The organism is Aliiroseovarius sp. F20344 (assembly GCF_023016155.1).
Lineage (GTDB): Bacteria > Pseudomonadota > Alphaproteobacteria > Rhodobacterales > Rhodobacteraceae > Aliiroseovarius.
In genome coordinates this window covers 1354459-1372703 of the sequence record NZ_JALKBG010000008.1, presented here as the reverse complement: position 1 = coordinate 1372703, position 18245 = coordinate 1354459, and the positions used below count along the sequence as shown (strand labels likewise).

The following is an 18245-nucleotide window of genomic DNA, read 5'->3' as shown; positions in this document are numbered from 1 at the left end:
ACTTTGAGATATTCAAAGCGCTTTGGGAGATCACGTTTTCCGGCGCGGGTCAGGGTTTCTGGCCGAAACATCATCACTTTGATGAGATGTCGTGGGAGGACATTATGAAAAACGTGTTTTACGCAAGCGCTGCCGCGTTGGCCGTATCGGCCGGTGCTGGGTTTGCTGATGGTCACCTCAAATTCGCTCCGGGCGAGGGGGATTTCACATGGGCAAGCTTTGACGAGCTGAAATCGATGGACCTGTCTGGGGAATCCATCTCGATCCTTGGGCCGTGGCTTGGACCGGATAAAGAGCTGGTTGAAAGTGTGATCCACTATTTCGAAGAAGCCACGGGTGCCGATGTTCAATATTCCGGTTCCGACAGCTTCGAGCAGCAGATTGTCATCGACTCAGAAGCCGGAAGCGCACCCAATATTGCGGTGTTCCCGCAACCGGGTCTTGCCGCTGATCTGGCCTCTAAAGGGTTCCTTTCACCCTTGCCAGCAGGCACCGATGATTGGGTGCGCGACAACTATGCTGCCGGGCAAAGCTGGGTGGATCTGGGCACCTATGCCGGTAAAGACGGCAATGCCGCACACTATGGTTTCTTCTATAAAGTCGATCTGAAATCGCTGGTTTGGTACGTGCCTGAAAACTTCGAGGATGCAGGCTATGACGTGCCGCAATCGATGGAAGAACTGAAAGCGCTGACCGATCAGATTGTCGCTGATGGTGGTGTGCCTTGGTGTATTGGTCTGGGTTCAGGTGGTGCGACTGGCTGGCCAGCAACCGACTGGGTCGAAGACATGATGCTACGCACCCAAACACCTGCCGACTATGACGCCTGGGTTGCAAACGACCTGAAGTTCGACGACCCGAAAGTTGTGGCCGCAATTGAAGAGTTTGGCGCGTTCGCCCGCAATGACGCCTATGTCTCGGGCGGGGCAGGTGCTGTTGCAACCACCGACTTCCGCGACAGCCCGCAAGGCATGTTTGCCTCGCCGCCGCAGTGCTACATGCACCGTCAGGCCAGCTTCATTCCCAGCTTCTTCCCGGAAGGCACCGAAGTGGGCGTGGATGCGGATTTCTTCTACTTCCCGGCTTACGAAGGCAAGGATCTGGGCAAACCAGTTCTGGGTGCAGGGACGCTTTGGGCGATCACTGCCGACAGCAAAGGCGCACAGGCGTTCATGGACTTCCTGAAGTCGCCGATCGCACATGAAATCTGGATGGCTCAAACCGGCTTCCTGACCCCGCATAAGGGTGTAAACACCGGCGTCTACACAGATCCAACTGTGGCTAAGATGAACGACATCCTGCTGAACGCAGACACGTTCCGGTTTGATGGGTCGGACCTGATGCCGGGTGCTGTTGGTGCTGGTGTCTTCTGGACAGGCATGGTGGACTATGCAGGTGGCAAGGATGCCGCTGAAGTTGCCGCCTCGATCCAATCCACGTGGGATTCGATCAAGTAATCTGAACCCAAGCAATTAACCCCCGGCGGCGGCGTCGCCGGGGCGTTTAATCCAAGCTGAATGCCCTGCGCTTCGGTTGGAAAGGGGGAGACATGCAACAAGCAATCTTCGCGGTGTCGACGATCATCATCGGTGTGTTTGGCTGCGTCGCCTATTTCTATTTCTCGAACGTTATCTTGGATCGACTACTGCCCGCCAAAGGGCCAAATGCCGGGCGCAACATCAACCGGGCGAATGCTATCCGCCCCTGGCTGTTTGTCTTTCCGGCGCTTGCGATCCTGTCGATCTATCTACTCTATCCTGTGTTTTCGACCTTCTTCTTGTCACTGCGCAACTCAAGCGGAGAGTTCATCGGCGTTGGCAACTACACGTGGCTCGCCGGGGACGAGAAGTTTCGTGAAAGCCTTGTAAACAATCTGCTTTGGTTGCTGGTCGTGCCCGCAGCTTCGACATTCTTCGGACTTGTTGCGGCGGGACTGACCGACCGGATCAAATGGGGGCAAGCAGCGCAAAGCCTTGTCTTTATGCCCATGGCGATCAGCTTTGTTGGCGCGGCGGTGATCTGGAAGTTCATCTATGACTATCGCGGGGACAATCAGGGCGAACAGATCGGCCTTTTGAACGCAATTGTCCAGATGTTCGGCGGCGACCCGCAGGCGTGGATCACGCTTCCTTTCTGGAACAACTTCTTTCTGATGGCGATCCTTGTCTGGATCCAGACAGGCTTTGCCATGGTGATCCTGTCGGCTGCCCTAAAAGGCATCAGTGAAGAAACGATCGAGGCCGCTTACCTGGACGGTGCAAGCCCGCTTCAAGTCTTCTTTAAAATCAAGATCCCGCAAATCTGGGGTACGATTGCAGTGGTCTGGACGACCATCACCGTGACCGTCTTGAAGGTTTTCGACATTGTTTTTGCGATGACCAACGGCCAATGGGGCACGCAGGTTTTGGCCAATCTGATGTATGACTGGATGTTCCGCGGATCCCCTGACTTCGGGCGCGGATCAGCCATTGTGGTTGTGATCATGCTGTTGGTTACGCCCGTCATGGTCTGGAACATCTACAACGCACATAAGGAGTCACGCTGATGGATATGGCAGGAGGCAAATCCCGCCTGACATGGGCGGTCAACCTGTCGGCGGCCGTGTTGGTGCTGCTGTGGATCATCCCGACGGTGGGGCTTTTGATCAGCTCTTTCCGGGATCGGGATGCCATCTCAACCTCGGGCTGGTGGACGGCTTTGTCGGCATCGGAAAAGAACGTGATCGAACGTGCGCTGGCCCCCGGCGAGGCGATACAAGAGGGCGACATCTGGGTGATCGAAGGGCGTGTGCTTGAAGGGCAAGGCATTACCGTCACGGCCTTTGGTATCACTTCGAAAGAACCCGAGGCCTTTGCCCCCGGCGACACTGCAACTCATGCGCGTGGACACAAGATCACGGTTCAAAGTGATGGCAACTATCGCATTGAATATGCAGAAGAGCCCAGCGGAAAACGCGGGCAACGCCTGTTCGTGCGGGCCGAAACGCCTCCGGGCTTCACATTGGATAATTACCGTGAGGTTCTGTTTGCCGAGGGCATGGGGCGATCGCTTCTGAACACGCTGACCGTGACCATCCCGGCGACCATCATTCCGGTGCTTGTGGCAGCCTTTGCGGCCTATGCGCTGGCATGGATGGAAATGCCGGGCAGGGCGCTTTTGGTCGCCGCCGTGGTAGGCCTTCTCGTCGTGCCATTGCAGGTCGCCTTCATCCCCCTTCTGAAACTTCACATTGGGATCGGGCTTGGCAAAGGGTATTTGGGCATATGGCTTGCGCATACAGGGTTTGGATTGCCCTTGGCGGTCTTCCTGTTGCGAAATTACATGGTCGGTCTGCCCGGAGAGATCATCGAAAGCGCCCGTGTGGACGGCGCCACCGATTTCCAGATCTTCCGGCGCATTATTCTGCCGCTGTCCTTCCCGGCGCTGGCGTCCTTCGCGATCTTCCAGTTCCTTTGGGTCTGGAATGACCTTCTGGTCGCCAAGGTCTTCCTTGGCACCGGCGAAGATCAGGTGGTCATGACCGGCCGCATCGTGGACCTATTGGGATCACGCGGTGGCGATTGGGAAATCTTGGCGGCTTCGGCCTTCATCTCGATTGCTGTGCCGATTTTCGTCTTCTTCTCACTTCAACGCTATCTTGTGCGCGGCCTATTGGCCGGTTCGGTCAAAGGGGGCTGAAACATGAACGCAACTGTTTCCCAGAAAGACATGAGACATCTGGCCAAAGACCCCGATTGGTGGCGTGGTGCTGTGATCTATCAGGTCTATCCGCGCAGCTATCAGGACGACAACGGCGACGGAGTTGGGGATCTGGCCGGGATCACGCGACGTTTGCCGCATATAGCGTCATTGGGCGTGGATGCGGTTTGGATCTCGCCATTCTTCAAGTCTCCGATGAAAGATTTTGGATATGACGTGTCGGACTATTGCGACGTGGACCCAATGTTTGGGTCGCTGTCCGAATTCGACCAACTGATCAGTGCGGCCCATGGGTTGGGGCTGAAAGTGATGATCGATTTGGTGCTCAGCCATACGTCGGACCAGCATGCATGGTTCATTGAAAGCCGTCAGGATCGCGCGAATGATCGCGCCAACTGGTTTGTTTGGTCCGATCCGAAACCGGATGGCACTCCACCAAACAACTGGCTGTCGATCTTTGGCGGTTCGGCGTGGCAGTGGGACGGAAAGCGCGAACAGTATTACCTGCACAACTTCCTAACGTCGCAGCCTGATCTGAATTTCCACGAACCTCAGGTTCAGGACGCTTTGCTGGACGTCGTGCGGTTCTGGTTAGAGCGTGGCGTGGACGGGTTTCGTCTGGATACAATCAACTTCTACACTCATGACGCACAGTTGCGGGACAACCCGCCGCTGGCGCCCGAGGACCGCAACAGCTCAATCGCGCCGGCGGTGAACCCCTATAATCATCAGGAACACCTTTACGATAAGAACCGGCCAGAAACACTTGAGTTTCTTCGGAAATTACGTGCCGTGATGGAGCCTTACGGCGCTGCCGCCGTGGGCGAGGTGGGTGATGCACAACGCGGGCTTGAGATCATGGGTGAATACACCCGTGGCGATGATCTGGTGCAGATGTGTTATGCGTTCGAACTGCTCTCAGGCGATCAGCCGGATGCGGCTCGGGTGGCGGAAGTTATGAACACAGTGGCGAGAGTCGCCTCTGATGGATGGGCCTGTTGGGCCTATTCCAATCATGATGTTGCCCGCCACGCGACCCGCTGGGCTTTGACGAAGGATGCGCAACGCTTGTTTGCCACGCTTTTGTTGAGCCTGCGCGGATCGGCTTGTATCTATCAGGGCGAAGAGCTGGGGTTGAGCGAAGCAAAGGTCGCTTTTGAAGATTTGCAAGATCCTTATGGCATTGAGTTCTGGCCGGAATTCAAAGGACGCGACGGATGTCGCACGCCTATGGTGTGGTCGGCAGATGCGCCACAGGGCGGGTTTTCTTCGTCCAATCGCACATGGTTGCCGGTTGCGTCAGAACACCTACCCATGGCCGTTGACCAAGCCGAAGCCCAACCCGCAGCCTTGATCCATCACTATCGTCAGGTGATTGCTCTGCGTCGCGCGCACCCTTCCTTGGCGAAAGGCGAGATGGTTAACCTTGAGGCTGACGGACAGGTTTTGCGGTTTGAACGGTGCCACGGATCAGAACGCATCCTGTGCCAGTTCAATCTCGGGGATGCACCGTCAATGGCACGTCGCCCTGATGGGAACTGGAGTGTTTTGTTTGGCCATGATGGCGAACAACTCCCTGCTTGGGGCGTTTCAATCGTGAAGATGGAAGAGGTGTAGTCATGGCCAGCTTGAAACTTACAGATGTTGTCAAAAGCTACGGTGCGGTCAATGTCCTGAATGACATCGATCTGGACATCGAAACGGGCGAGTTGATTGTCTTTGTCGGCCCCTCGGGCTGCGGAAAATCCACGCTTCTTCGCATGATTGCTGGGCTTGAACGGATCACGGCTGGGACGTTGGAAATTGATGGTGAGGTCGTTAATGACGTGCCCCCAAGTCAGCGTGGCATCGCGATGGTGTTCCAATCCTATGCGCTTTATCCGCATATGACGGTGCGCGATAACATGGCCTTTGCGCTGAACATCGCGAAGAAATCGAAGGCCGAGATTGATGCTGCCGTCGAAAAGGCGGCCAATGCGCTTCAGCTTGGACCTTATCTTGATCGTTTGCCGAAAGCTTTGTCCGGCGGGCAGAGGCAGCGGGTCGCCATCGGGCGTGCGATTGTGCGCGACCCCAAGGTCTATTTGTTTGATGAACCGCTTTCGAACCTTGATGCTGCGCTTCGGGTCGCCACCCGGATTGAAATCGCGCAGCTGAAAGAGGCGATGCCGGAAAGCACCATGGTCTATGTCACCCACGATCAGGTCGAAGCGATGACGCTAGCAGATCGTATTGTCGTTCTGGCCAACAAGGGCATCGCACAGGTCGGAAGCCCGCTTGAGCTCTATGAACGTCCACGCACCGAATTTGTGGCGCAATTCATCGGCTCCCCGGCGATGAACCTTCTGCCTGGCAAGATCACCGCGACGGGGGCGCAAACACAAGTCACCTTGGATGCAGGTGGCGTGGCAACCACCGAGATTGCCACAACGGATGCCGATTTGGGCCGCGAGGTTAATCTGGGTATCCGACCCGAGGATTTCGTGCTGGCCGACGGCGATGCGATTTTTGAAGGTGAAGTCGAGATTGTCGAAGCACTGGGGGAAGTATCGCTTTTGTATCTGCCCGCAAAAATGTCAGTGGGCGAGGGGGCAGACAGTGCCAACCAAACCCATCTGATCGCCAAACTGCCCGGCATTCATGATGGGTTGAAAGGCCAGAATGTGCGCCTGACGGCGGATCCGTCCAAATTGCAACTGTTCGCAGGTGGCTTGTCCCTGCGCACCTAAGGCGAGGGTCCCCCCTTCGCATCACTCACGACTGCAAGCAGGGCCGCACGGGCATTGTTCGTGCGGCCTTATTCATTATGCAGGCTTATGGGCATCCACCATCCGGCTTGCCCATCTCGCCCCTGATTGCTATTGCGAGGGACAAGATTTCGGACAGGGAACGAACCCATGCGGGCAGAGGCTCAGAACAACGTTGACGCAATCGAAAAATCCCTGGCGCTTTTGCGTCAGCGGATCGGTTGGGATACGGCCGAACATCGTCTTGAGGAATTCAATGCGATGACCGAAGACCCGGACCTGTGGAACGACCCTGAGCGTGCCCAAAAACTGATGCGCGAGCGTCAGTCACTTTTGGACAGCGTGAACAGCTATAAGTCCATGGCGCAGGACATGCAGGACAACATCGACCTGATTGAACTGGGCGAGATGGAAGAAGATGACGAGGTTGTGTCCGAGGCCGAAGATGGCCTGAAAGCCCTCGTCAAAAAAGCCGCCGCGGCCGAGCTGGAAGCGCTGTTGGATGGCGAAGCAGATAGCAACGACACGTTCCTTGAAATCAACTCGGGCGCTGGCGGCACGGAAAGCTGTGATTGGGCGTCGATGCTCGCACGTATGTACGTTCGCTGGGCTGAAAAGCAGGGCTATAAGGTCGAATTGCAGTCGGAAAGCGCGGGCGAAGAGGCAGGAATCAAATCCGCGTCCTATAAAATCTCGGGCCACAACGCTTATGGCTGGCTGAAATCGGAAAGCGGCGTACACCGTCTGGTACGGATTTCGCCTTATGACAGTGCCGCGAAGCGCCACACCTCGTTCAGCTCGGTCTGGGTATATCCAGTGGTCGACGACAATATCGAGATCGAGGTGAATCCCTCTGACATCCGTATCGACACTTATCGGTCGTCAGGTGCTGGTGGGCAGCACGTGAACACAACGGACTCGGCTGTGCGGATTACCCACATCCCGACCGGGATTGTGACCACCAGTTCTGTGAAGTCGCAGCACCAAAACCGTGACATTGCCATGAAGGCTCTGAAATCGCGTCTTTACCAAATGGAGTTGGACCGCCGGAATGCCGCGATCAACGAGGCCCATGAAAACAAGGGTGACGCTGGTTGGGGCAACCAGATCCGGTCTTACGTGTTGCAGCCCTATCAAATGGTAAAAGACCTGCGCACGGGGTACGAGACTTCAGATACCAAGGGTGTTCTGGATGGTGATCTGAACGCGTTCATGGCGTCTGTTTTGGCGCATGACGTTGCAGGTAAATCACGCGCCGAGGCGAACCTGGACGACTGATCAAGATTTGGAAATCGCAAAAGCCCCGGTCCGTTATGCTGACCGGGACTTTGTCTTTCTTAGGTCTTAGCCGTCGATCTTTGCGGCCATTATGGCAATGGCCTGTTGATACACGGTCGCTGCATTCCATTCCTTAATCACGCGGAAGTTTGGCTGGCCCTGTTGATAGCCTTTGCCGGGCTTCCACCCCTTCTTGCGCAGGAAGTTTGCGGTCGAGGCCATGGCATCGGCCAGATTGTATAGATCAACACGCCCATCGCCCGAGGCATCGACGCCGTATTTGTGGGCATTACCCGGCAAGAATTGGGTGTGCCCCAGCTCTCCGTGTTTTGCGCCGCGTGTGTTGCCCGTGATCGTTCCTTGATCCACCAGTTTCAGCGCGCCGATGGCATGGGGCTTAAAGAAATCCGAACGTCGGCAGTCATAGGCCAATGTCGTGATCGCGGACACAACAGGGGTGTTGCCCATGAACCCGCCAAAGCCGGTCTCCATCCCGTGGATTGCCAGCAGGACGCCGGCGGGTACACCAAAACGTTTCTCGAGCGACTGATAGAATTTCGGGCTCTTGGCCAGACGTTTTCGCCCCTGAGCCTCGATCGTGGCAGATCCACGGATTTTCATGAACTTTGACAGGGAATAGCGGAAGGACTTTTGATTCCGGTCAGCGCTGATCGTGGCCGAGGAGTATTTTGCGGCTGCCAAGGCTTGAAGCCCCCGTTTTCCAACGCCTGCTTTCTTAGCGTCCTTGGCAAAACTGGCTTTCCACGCTTCGAACCCGGCAGACGTGTTACCACAGCTCGCGGCCGCTGCTGCGCCTGAGGTTAGGCAAATGGTGCTTCCAACGATGATTAGTTTTCTAAGAAAAGACATGATCAAATCCTTGTCACTCAATGCGAAGGCGCACCCCGAGCAGTTTGCAATGAACAAGACAGCGCCAAATATACTGTTTCTACGAAAGCCTTAGACGGCCCATTGGTCAAGGACTGTTTCACCAACTTGCTGGGCATATATCGGGCAGCGCGCCTGTGAAATATCTCATATGAACGGGCACTTAACGCGTGCACGAACTTGACGGAACGCAATCCAGCGGCAACACTCGCTATACGCGCGAAAACAACAAAAAGACACGTGCAGGGAGGAGACATGTCAGACGCTACCCCATTGGAGGCCTCGTCGCCGCCAGTTATTCAATCCATTTCCATCGCAGATGTGATGTCCGCTCTTAAGTTAGGCATTCAGGACTTCAAGGCAGCCCCAGCGTTCGGGCTGTTCTTCGCGCTGTTTTTCGTTCTAGGCGGTATCGTTCTACTACTAGAGCTTGAGGTGATGGGACAAAGCTATTGGATTATTCCGGTGGCCTTTGGGTTTCCGTTCCTCGCCCCCTTCCTTGCCGTCGGGATTTACGAAGTCAGCCGCCGTTTGGGAAACGGTACGCCATTGGACTGGGCGCAAGTTCTGGGCGTGGTTGCTAATCAAAAGGACCGGCAATTTCCGTCGATTGCAATGGTCCTGATCATGGGCTTCCTGTTCTGGATTTTCGTGGCACATATCGTTTTCATGCTGTTCATGGGGTTGCACCCGATGACAAACATCACCTCGAATTGGCAGGATGCGCTGCTTAATCAAAATGGCATAACCATGTTGGCCGTGGGCAGTGCCATTGGCGGGGTTATGGCTTTTGTCGCGTTTTCGCTAACCGTTTGCAGCCTGCCGATGCTGCTGGATCGCGAAATGGATTTCATCTCGGCGATGATCTATTCGTTCCAGTCGGTTTTGCAGAACCTTGTGCCCATGCTGTTCTGGGGCGTGCTGATCACCGTGCTTATGGTCATAGCCATGCTGCCCTTGTTTTTGGGCCTCTTCATCGCATTGCCGGTATTGGGACATGCCACATGGCACCTCTATCGCAAGGTCATGAAGTTTGACGACTGACGCAGACCTTAATTAAATGAAAAAGGCCGCCCTTGAAGGCGGCCTTTTCTTTTAAGTGTTCTTCAAAACTGAAAGCGTATCAGCCCTTTTCGGCAGGAGCCGCGGCAGGGGTCTTCTTAGAGCTGGTTGCAAGCGGATCGTCCTGACGTTGGACAGAGCCTTCGAAATGCGCACCGCTTTCGATTGCGATGGTTTTGTGGATGATGTCACCTTCGACGCGCGCAGTTGCGGTCAGGCGTACCTTCAAGCCACGCAAGCGGCCGATGATACGTCCGTTGATCACAACGTCATCACCGATGACTTCGCCACGAACGGTTGCGCCTTCGCCAACGGTCAGCTGGTGGGCGCGAATGTCACCCTCGACAGTGCCTTCCACGATGATGTCACCAGTCGACCTGACATTGCCTTTGATGACGAGGTCCGACGAAAGGGTCGATGCGGGCGGCTTGGCCTTCGGGGCTGAGGACGGCACGGGCGGTGTGGATGCCTTGGGCGGGATCGCCGGCTTGTCAGCAGCGGGAGCCGCCGAGGTGGTGTCTTGACCGCCGGCTTTGGGGCCGGGCTCGTTGATCTTGCTTTTAGAAAACATCGCGTGCTGCCTTGATATAGATCATGGGGTTGATCGGACGTCCGCCGACGCGCACTTCATAATGAAGATGCGGCCCGGTAGAGCGTCCACTGTTTCCAATATCACCAATTCGCTCCCCGCGCGAGACCCTTTGTCCTTTACGCACGTTCATGCGCGACAAATGGGCGTAACGGGTTTCGATACCGAACTCGTGTTGGATCTTGATAAGCCGCCCATAGCCCGAAGACCAGGCGGCGTGAACGACGACCCCATCCGCCGGTGCATAGACCGGTGTGCCGATAGGGGCGGCGAAATCTGTGCCATTGTGCATGCGGCCCCAGCGGGACCCAAAGCCAGACGTAAATCGAAAGTTGGATTTTACGGGCATGCCAAAAGGCATTTTCTGGGCTGCGATGCGATAGAGATTCATGCGATCCAGCTCGCCCAGAATGCGGTTGGCGCGTTCTGTGTCTGCATCAGGGGCACCGCCACTGGTCGACAGGATCAACGGGGTCAGGGGACCGCCTTGGCCGGAATAGCCGCGGCGAATTTGACCAAGAATGTTGTCAACGGACATGCCGGACTTGGCAAACATCTTGTCCAGAGGTTCCAGCGAGATGGTCACGGCGTCCTCAAGCTGACGGAAGATCTGGTCATTGCGCTCTTCACGCAGACGGGCCTCGTACATCATGTCTTGGGCAAAACGTTCGGCTTCTGCAGCATTTGCCGCAACTGCGTCACGTTCAGCCGCCGTCCGTGCAAGCTCTTCTGTCATGAAGGTCAACGTCGCGTTGCCGCTGGCGGATGCAACATCGGCCGTTGTCTTCTCGGCGTTTTCACGGGCTTCAGCCAATACTTGTTCCAGGCTGCCGTTGGCCTGATCCCGTTCGCCGATGGTGCGACGCAATGTCGACTGGATGACACCGATGCCGGTTTCCAGCTCGCGACGACGTTCTTCCGACGCCAAAAGCTCGCTTTGCATTTCCGAGATCTCGGACAGCGCCAGGTTGAAACGCTGCTGAGCTGCGATGGCTTCAGCGGTGCGGATGTCGCGTTCTTCAGACAAGGTCTGGACACGTTGTTCGTAGAGAATTTTGTCTCGCTGCGCCTGATCGCGCAGGTTGCCAGATCCGATGGAATCCATCAGCAAAACAGCGGTTGCGATAATCGACCACGCAAAGAAGGCGGCGGAACCTGTCCAGCCAAGGGCTTGTGTCAGAGGTGAAAGGCGGATGAAGCGTGTGCCTTCCTCGGATCTCAAGAAAAGTCGCTGCTCGGGGAATATCCGCTCGAGCAGGTGATTGGTCTTGATGATCAATTGGTTATGCAATGCGCAATCCCCAGTAACGTCCCTATGTCCCTAAGCTGCGGCGCGTGAGTGCTTTTGTTGGCTTGCCGACAGACCCGAGGTGCTTAACGTGGCGATCTGAATCGCGCAAGAAAATTTGGAAATTTCATAGGCTTGTCGCAGAAAAACGGGCGATTTTATGCCGACCTGTTGCGTTTGGGTAAGGTTTGATGTGGTTGGGAAATCCTGCCCTACCACATCTGGTATTTGCTGCCCGTCCCGAACTCAATCGAAGCGGGAACGCTTTGACGTCAGCCGGGGGTTCCTCGTGATCGGTCCGGCGTTTCGTCGGCAAGCGGCCAATAGAAATCGGGTGGCAGTCCTGCCTCGGCGCGCTTTTCTTCGTTGAAAGGGGGCTTCAATGCGCCGTGGAAGTATTTTCGCACCAATGCGTGGAATGTTTCTTTCGGGTCAAGCTCATGACGTCCACACAAGAAGTGGAACCACTTTGAACCATAGGCAACATGGCCAACCTCTTCGGCATAGATCACCTCAAGCGCGGCCACAGTGTCGGGCAGGTCGGCCTTACGGAAAATGTCGATCATGCCCGGCGTGACATCCAGCCCACGCGCTTCCAGCACCATGGGAACGACGGCAAGACGGCCCAGTATGTCGTCCGCCGTATCTTCGGCAGCCCGCCACATACCAGCATGGGCGGGCAAAGCGCCGTAATGACTGTCCAGTGCTTCAAGGCAATCGGATACGAGGTTGAAATGCTTGGCTTCTTCGTCTGCGGCCTTCACCCAATCGTCGTAGAACCCCAAAGGCATCTTGGTGTCGGTAAAGCGCGCAATGATGTCCCAGTGCAGGTCCACAGCATTCAGCTCGATATGCGCAACTGCGTGCAGAAGCGCGATCTGGCCCGGACGGGCCCCGGGGCGCCGACGAGGGACGTCACGGGGGTCTTTCAGCTCGGGCTTATCCGGGCGCGCGGGGTAGTCGGGCGGTGTGGCGTGCCCGATAATCGTAGTGCGTTCTTCTAGGGGCGAGGCGATCTGGCCCGCCTCACGTGCGGCGAACCAAGCGCTCGCATATGACCGGGCGAGGGCGGTTTTCTGTCGACCATCCGCGGTGCGCAGCACCTCATCGGCCATTTCGGCCAGGGGTTTGGGCAAGCTTGTCATGCGCCACCCACTAAAGCACGCGCTTCTGCCAATACGGCCTGAGCATGCTCTTTGACTTTCACCTTTTCCCAAACCTGCGCGATCCGATCGTCTTCCCCGATCAGGAAAGTGGTCCGAGTGATGCCCATATAGGTGCGCCCATAGTTCTTCTTTTCACCCCAAGTGCCATAACGTTCGCACACATCACCTTCAGCATCGGACAGAAGGGGAATGCCAAGTGTGTGCTTGGCGCGAAAGTTCTCGTGCCGCTTCACACTGTCTTTTGAGACGCCCAAGACATGCACGCCCAGTTTCTGGAAGTCAGGTAGAAGAGACGTGAAATCAATTGCTTCTGTTGTGCAGCCCGGTGTGCTGTCTTTTGGGTAAAAGAACAAAACAACGGGTCCTTTGGACAGTTTTGAAAGGGTAATGGGGTCACCGCCGTCCTGCGGAAGGGTGAAGTCCGGCGCGATGTCGCCAATTGTGGGCATGGTATGGGTCATGTTTCTGGAAATCCTTCCATCTAACGGTTAGAGCCGAGGCAACACCGAACGCTGGCCCTAACAGTGGATCGTCCATAAACCCAGCAAAGAGGTGATCTGCGGCAAGGGTCGCAGGCCGAATATGTAGGGAAATCTGGGCGTAAGCTGATATTCAGGTCTTTCACCGCTCCCAAGTTTTGGGCAGAATGATTGAAAATACAGGGGGCTGCAAGGGCCGGACTGACAGGCATAATGACCAGTGACGAAAAGCCAGACGTTGAACCAATTGATGTGCCCCGAAAGGATGGCGCTGAGGAAAAGGCGTTTGAGGTTGACGACTTGGATCATGACGCGGATCAAGCGGACGATACGCCTTCGGATGAGATTACCATAGAAGAAGCGGAAGCCGCAGTTCTGGCTGCAAGCGCGCGCAGGCTGCCTTTGCGTGGCTTGATTGAGCAAGTGTTTCGCAGAATTGGAAAACCGCGGCGGAAAGAGAGTTTGGTAAAGCGGGAGCGGGCAAAATCTGATCCGTCCCTTGCGCGAAAACTGGCCGTACCGCGCCTGCGCCGGGCCAAGGCTGCCGGTTCATCTACGCCGCTAGACGTTGTCCCATCGCGGGATATCCCTGATACAGAAACGCCAGAAATCCCGGCTCCCACGCCCCGTCGCAAAACACCGCGCAAGCTAAAGCGGCGTCTGGGTGTTTGGACTGTGTTTATGCTTGGTGCTGTGGCGCTGTTTTTGGTTCTGGTGTCAATGTCCGTCACGGGCCGCGTGGTTGCGATGCCCGATTGGGTGGCCAAACAGGTCGAAGATCAGCTGAATGCGCAGACCGATGCGGTTGGGCTGTCCTTGTCGAAGATCGAGCTTGGCATCGGAACCGATGGACGCCCCCGCTTGCGTCTTGTTGATCTGGGGGTACGTGACGAAACCGGGTTGGAGATCGGGCGTTTGAATGCCGTTGAGGGCTCGGTCTTCGTGTTGCCAGTCCTGTCGGGGCGATTGGAGCCTGCGACGGTGGAGCTGTCTGGGGCGCAAATCACCGTGCGCAGACAAGCGGATGGCGCGTTTGATCTGAGCTTCGGGCAGGGGGTTGGTGCCAGCGGCGATTTCGCCACGGTTCTTGATGGCATTGATGATGTGTTTGCAAAGGGGGTGTTGACCCACACCGACGAAATCCGGGCCGAGGCACTGACCATCACGCTTGAGGATGCGCGCACGGGACGGATTTGGCAGGTAACTGACGGGAAGCTTGTCATCACGCAGGATGCGGAGCACGTCAGTATGGTCCTGTCATTCGACGTGTTTAACCAGACCGAGACACTGGCCGAAACGGTCTTTGAGTTCCGCAGTGCGAAGAATTCCTCGGAAGCCGAGTTTAAGGCGCTGTTCCGCAATGCGCTTTCCGCAGATATCGCGGCCCAATCCCCGCTTCTGGCGTTTCTTGGCGTTGTGGATGCTCCGATATCGGGCGAGCTTTTGACAACCGTAGATGAAAGCGGGGCCATTGCGGATTTGGCCGGAGCGCTGAATTTCGGTGCAGGCGTTCTGTCCCCCAGCGAAGGTGCTAAACCCGTGCGCTTTAACGGCGGGCGGGTTGCGATTGATTACGACCCGGAACGTGAACGCATGGATTTTTCGGAAATGTCCATGTCGTCCGACTGGGTCGAGGCGCGTGCGGCCGGACATGCATATCTTCGCGGCTGGTCCGGAGGTTGGCCCAGCCAACTTATCGGCCAGCTTCAACTGTCTGATGCTCAGATCAACCCATCCGATCTGTTTGAGGAAACGGTCTTGCTTGGGGAAGGTGGGGCCGACTTCCGGCTGGAAATGGATCCATTTGATGTGAAGATTGGGCAGGCATATGTCATGCATGAAGATCGCCGGATTGAAGGCAGTGGCCGGATCTCGGCAGATCGTGATGGCTGGAACTTGGCCTTTGACAGCCGTGCCGATCAGGTCGCACCTGAACAGGTCATCGCCCTGTGGCCCGAAGCGCGCGGCGCAAAAACCCGTGATTGGATCCGTAAGAATGTGTCAAAGGGGCAGTTCCAGGATGTTTCTTTTGCATGGCGTAAACAGGGGGATGCTCCGGCATATCTGAATCTCGCAGCCTCGTTCAAGGACATGACGATCCGGGCTGTGAAGGATATGCAACCGATTGAAAACGCGGCGGGGCGTTTGGTGATCGAGGGACGCCGCCTTTCGGTCTCGGCCGATCGGGGTGTTGTGCGTCCACGAGATGCAGATGGAGGTGTCGCTGGGGTGCTGGATGTGTCTGGAACCAGCTTTGTGATCCCCAAAATGGCCAAGCCACGCCCAGTCGGGGAAGATCCTAATACGCCGCGCCCACCTGTGCCGGCAGAGGTTGATTTGGCGGTAAACGGTCCCATGAAGGCCGCGCTTCATTTGCTGAACTCGAAACCCTTCCGCGTGTTCAGGGCTAGCGAGGGAAAACTTGGTCCTGATCTTGCCTCAGGCCGTGCCTCGATCCGTGGGCGCATTGATATTCAGATGCAACCCAAGCCACCGCGTGATGCGGTTTCCTATGATCTTGTTGGGGACCTTCGAAACATCGAAAGCTCCAAGATTGTGCCCAATCACACGCTGCGCTTGCCGCGGGCGACGATCCGCTACACCGACAGCTCGCTTAAACTTGAGGGGCAGGGAACGCTTTCGGGGCTTCCCATGTCAGGACGGTGGGAGCTTCCGTTTAAAGCAGGTAAGGCTGCCGATCAGTCGGTGGTGACCGGAAACTTCCCGCTGAATGCTAAGATGCTGGACGTTTTCAACATTGGCCTGCCTAAAGGTTCGGTCAGTGGTGAGGGACGCGGAAGCTATAAGATCGTGCTGGCCAAGGATACGCCGCCCCGCCTGAGCTTGGACGGTGACTTGAAGGGGATCGGGATGTCGATTGCTGCTCTGGGGTGGTCGAAATCCAAAGGGTCCAATGGTCAGGTGAGCTTGACTGCCGATTTGGGAAAAGTACCAAGCATCGATCAATTGGCGCTGACAGCCCCGGGATTGTCCGCCGCTGGGCGCGTTTCGATCAACCCTGATGGGGGATTGGATACGGCTGCCTTTGACCGGGTGAAACTGGGGGGCTGGCTGGACGCCAATGTCACTTTGACGGGGCGTGGGGCAGGTGTTCCTGTTGCTGTTAACGTGAATGGCGGCACAATTGACATGCGAGGAGCGAAGCTTGGATCGCAAAGCGGTGGAGCGACAGCAAAGGGTGAGCTTCCCATTGATGTGAAGCTCGACCGCCTGACGGTTTCTGAGGGGATTGTCCTGACCCCGTTTGAAGGCAGCTTTACCAGCGGTGCCTCTGGCCTGTCAGGCAAGTTCGAAGGCCGTGTTTCAGGCAAGCCACGGATACGGGGGGTGGCCGCAGCACAACCGAAGGGCACAGCATTTCGCATCAATGCCAACAATGCAGGCGCTGTCCTGCGTGAGGCCGGATTGTTCAAGTCGGCTAAGGGCGGCAAGATGGAACTTGTTCTGGCCCCGGCGGGTGGCAAAGGTGTGTATGATGGCAGCCTGAAGATCACCGAGAATATCGACGTCCACAACGCCCCCGCCATGGCCGAGCTTTTGTCCGCGATCTCGGTGATCGGGCTTTTGCAGCAGCTGGGGGGGCAGGGCATTCCCTTTACGGATGTCGATGCGCGCTTCCGGTTGGATCCCGAGAAGGTGACGATCTACGAAAGTGCAGCCTCAGGGCATTCCATGGGGATCTCGATGGATGGATACTATTTCCTTGGGTCCAAGCAGATGCAGATGCAGGGCGTAATCTCTCCGTTCTATGTTGTGAACTCTGCCGGGAGGATATTTGCCCGCAAGGGGGAAGGGCTGGTTGGCTTTAATTACCAATTGGGGGGAACGGCGACATCACCGCAAGTTTCGGTGAACCCGCTCTCTGTTTTCACACCGGGCTTCTTTCGTGACATCTTCCGGCGCGACCCTCCGCCCAGACCTGAATGATTGACCTTCAAGCGGATCAGACCTATGTGCGCGGCCATGAAGCTGAGTGATTTTGATTTCGATCTGCCTGAAGATCTGATTGCAACCCGTCCTGTGCGTCCGCGTACGGCAAGCCGTATGCTCGTGGCGACGGGGGGTGGCATCACGGATGCCCATGTCAGTGATCTGACAGATTGGCTGAAGCCCGGCGACAGACTGATCCTGAACGATACCAAAGTCATTCCCGGTCGACTTTTCGGCACGCGTACCCGCCCCGGCCACGCCCCGGGGGAAGGCATTGCGAATATCGAAGTCACACTGCTGTCCCCAGATGGGCAGGGCAAGTGGCATGCGATGGCCAAACCGCTTCGCAAGTTGAAAGAAGGCGACGTCATCTCGTTTTCCGACGCACTGTCTGCCGAGTTTGTCGGGCGGGATGATGATCAAGCCATTCTGCGCTTCAATCTTGAGGGCGATGTCTTTGATAACGCCATCGATGAGGCGGGCAAGATGCCCCTGCCTCCTTATATCGCGGCAAAGCGTGCAGCAGATGATCAGGACAACGAGGACTATCAAACAGTCTTTGCGCGCAATACTGGGGCCGTGGCCGCGCCGACCGCGTCCCTTCACTTTGATGAAGCGCTGCTGGCACGGATTGCAGGGATGGGTGTTGGCCTGACCCATGTCACACTTCACGTTGGCGCGGGCACTTTCCTTCCGGTGAAGGTGGATGACGTATCCGAGCACAAAATGCATGCGGAATGGGGTGAGGTGAGCCCCCAAGCCGCGCGCGAGATCAACGCGACCAAAGCCGCAGGTGGGCGCGTAATCCCCGTTGGGACCACAGCGCTGCGCCTGATTGAAAGCGCTGCGATTTCGCGGGGATTCATTGCGCCGTGGGTGGGGGAAACCGATATCTTCATCACGCCCGGCTTCCGCTTTCAGATCGCAGATGCCCTGATGACCAATTTCCACCTGCCGAAATCCACACTAATGATGTTGGTTTCTGCGTTGATGGGAACTGAACGTATGCGGCAGGTTTATGATCACGCGATCGATAACCGCTATCGTTTTTTCTCATACGGCGATAGCTCGCTGCTTCTGCCCTAAGAAAGCCGGAAC

General features: G+C 56.5%; 14 protein-coding genes. 9 read left to right on the top strand and 5 right to left on the bottom strand.

Annotated elements, in window-relative coordinates; translation table 11 throughout:
* The first annotated feature begins 104 nt into the window (after positions 1–104).
* From MWU55_RS15710 to prfB, 6 genes are all read left to right on the top strand, one after another.
* Positions 105–1457 (top strand): ABC transporter substrate-binding protein, encoded by a 1353-nt coding sequence (locus MWU55_RS15710; RefSeq protein ID WP_246937704.1) that lies wholly within the window; start codon positions 105–107, stop codon positions 1455–1457.
* A gap of 92 nt (positions 1458–1549) precedes the next feature.
* A complete protein-coding gene (locus MWU55_RS15705; protein ID WP_246937702.1) occupies positions 1550–2545 on the top strand; it encodes a sugar ABC transporter permease in 996 nt (331 codons plus the stop codon).
* Positions 2542–3678 (top strand): carbohydrate ABC transporter permease, encoded by a 1137-nt coding sequence (locus MWU55_RS15700; RefSeq protein ID WP_246937953.1) that lies wholly within the window; start codon positions 2542–2544, stop codon positions 3676–3678. Before MWU55_RS15705 ends, MWU55_RS15700 begins: the two co-directional genes overlap by 4 nt.
* 3 nt (positions 3679–3681) lie before the next feature.
* Complete coding sequence (locus MWU55_RS15695) at positions 3682–5316, top strand: alpha-amylase family glycosyl hydrolase (protein ID WP_246937699.1); 1635 nt, start codon at positions 3682–3684, stop codon at positions 5314–5316.
* A gap of 2 nt (positions 5317–5318) precedes the next feature.
* Positions 5319–6428: a sn-glycerol-3-phosphate ABC transporter ATP-binding protein UgpC gene (gene ugpC / locus MWU55_RS15690; RefSeq protein WP_246937695.1), complete on the top strand. Its 1110-nt coding sequence runs from the start codon at positions 5319–5321 to the stop codon at positions 6426–6428.
* Positions 6429–6596: 168 nt separating this feature from the next.
* Positions 6597–7724, top strand: coding sequence for a peptide chain release factor 2 (gene prfB / locus MWU55_RS15685; RefSeq protein ID WP_246937691.1), 1128 nt, complete (start codon positions 6597–6599; stop codon positions 7722–7724).
* Positions 7725–7790: 66 nt separating this feature from the next.
* Here prfB and MWU55_RS15680 read toward each other — a convergent pair whose 3' ends face one another.
* Positions 7791–8594, bottom strand: coding sequence for a lytic murein transglycosylase (locus MWU55_RS15680; protein ID WP_246937688.1), 804 nt, complete (start codon positions 8592–8594; stop codon positions 7791–7793).
* Between the two features lie 273 nt (positions 8595–8867).
* Between MWU55_RS15680 and MWU55_RS15675 the strand changes: the two genes are divergently transcribed.
* Positions 8868–9656 (top strand): DUF2189 domain-containing protein, encoded by a 789-nt coding sequence (locus MWU55_RS15675; RefSeq protein ID WP_246937686.1) that lies wholly within the window; start codon positions 8868–8870, stop codon positions 9654–9656.
* A 79-nt stretch (positions 9657–9735) separates the two neighbouring features.
* Here the strand turns inward: MWU55_RS15675 and MWU55_RS15670 are convergent, their stop codons facing one another.
* The 4 genes from MWU55_RS15670 to bcp all read right to left on the bottom strand — a co-directional run bounded on the left by MWU55_RS15670 (position 9736) and on the right by bcp (position 13178).
* A complete protein-coding gene (locus tag MWU55_RS15670) occupies positions 9736–10245 on the bottom strand; it encodes a polymer-forming cytoskeletal protein (protein WP_246937684.1) in 510 nt (169 codons plus the stop codon).
* Complete coding sequence (locus MWU55_RS15665; RefSeq protein ID WP_246937682.1) at positions 10235–11554, bottom strand: M23 family metallopeptidase; 1320 nt, start codon at positions 11552–11554, stop codon at positions 10235–10237. Before MWU55_RS15665 ends, MWU55_RS15670 begins: the two co-directional genes overlap by 11 nt.
* A gap of 269 nt (positions 11555–11823) precedes the next feature.
* A complete protein-coding gene (locus MWU55_RS15660; RefSeq protein WP_246937680.1) occupies positions 11824–12696 on the bottom strand; it encodes a ferritin-like domain-containing protein in 873 nt (290 codons plus the stop codon).
* The gene (bcp, locus tag MWU55_RS15655) at positions 12693–13178 is read right to left on the bottom strand and encodes a thioredoxin-dependent thiol peroxidase (RefSeq protein WP_246937678.1); all 486 of its coding nucleotides are present in this window, start codon (positions 13176–13178) and stop codon (positions 12693–12695) included. The genes MWU55_RS15660 and bcp overlap by 4 nt, the downstream gene beginning before the upstream one ends.
* A 231-nt stretch (positions 13179–13409) precedes the next feature.
* Between bcp and MWU55_RS15650 the strand changes: the two genes are divergently transcribed.
* On the top strand, positions 13410–17144 hold the full coding sequence (locus MWU55_RS15650) for an AsmA-like C-terminal region-containing protein (RefSeq protein WP_246937676.1): 3735 nt from the start codon (positions 13410–13412) through the stop codon (positions 17142–17144).
* Between the two features lie 36 nt (positions 17145–17180).
* The gene (gene queA / locus MWU55_RS15645; protein WP_246937673.1) at positions 17181–18233 is read left to right on the top strand and encodes a tRNA preQ1(34) S-adenosylmethionine ribosyltransferase-isomerase QueA; all 1053 of its coding nucleotides are present in this window, start codon (positions 17181–17183) and stop codon (positions 18231–18233) included.
* Positions 18234–18245: the final 12 nt, after the last annotated feature.

Coding starts and splice junctions, on each gene's coding strand:
- MWU55_RS15650 (WP_246937676.1), top strand. CDS start 13,410: ATGACCAGTGACGAAAAGCCAGACGTTGAACCAATTGATGTGCCCCGA.
- MWU55_RS15675 (WP_246937686.1), top strand. CDS start 8,868: ATGTCAGACGCTACCCCATTGGAGGCCTCGTCGCCGCCAGTTATTCAA.
- MWU55_RS15710 (WP_246937704.1), top strand. CDS start 105: ATGAAAAACGTGTTTTACGCAAGCGCTGCCGCGTTGGCCGTATCGGCC.
- MWU55_RS15705 (WP_246937702.1), top strand. CDS start 1,550: ATGCAACAAGCAATCTTCGCGGTGTCGACGATCATCATCGGTGTGTTT.
- bcp (WP_246937678.1), bottom strand. CDS start 13,178: ATGACCCATACCATGCCCACAATTGGCGACATCGCGCCGGACTTCACC.
- prfB (WP_246937691.1), top strand. CDS start 6,597: ATGCGGGCAGAGGCTCAGAACAACGTTGACGCAATCGAAAAATCCCTG.
- MWU55_RS15695 (WP_246937699.1), top strand. CDS start 3,682: ATGAACGCAACTGTTTCCCAGAAAGACATGAGACATCTGGCCAAAGAC.
- MWU55_RS15680 (WP_246937688.1), bottom strand. CDS start 8,594: ATGTCTTTTCTTAGAAAACTAATCATCGTTGGAAGCACCATTTGCCTA.
- MWU55_RS15660 (WP_246937680.1), bottom strand. CDS start 12,696: ATGACAAGCTTGCCCAAACCCCTGGCCGAAATGGCCGATGAGGTGCTG.
- ugpC (WP_246937695.1), top strand. CDS start 5,319: ATGGCCAGCTTGAAACTTACAGATGTTGTCAAAAGCTACGGTGCGGTC.
- queA (WP_246937673.1), top strand. CDS start 17,181: ATGAAGCTGAGTGATTTTGATTTCGATCTGCCTGAAGATCTGATTGCA.
- MWU55_RS15670 (WP_246937684.1), bottom strand. CDS start 10,245: ATGTTTTCTAAAAGCAAGATCAACGAGCCCGGCCCCAAAGCCGGCGGT.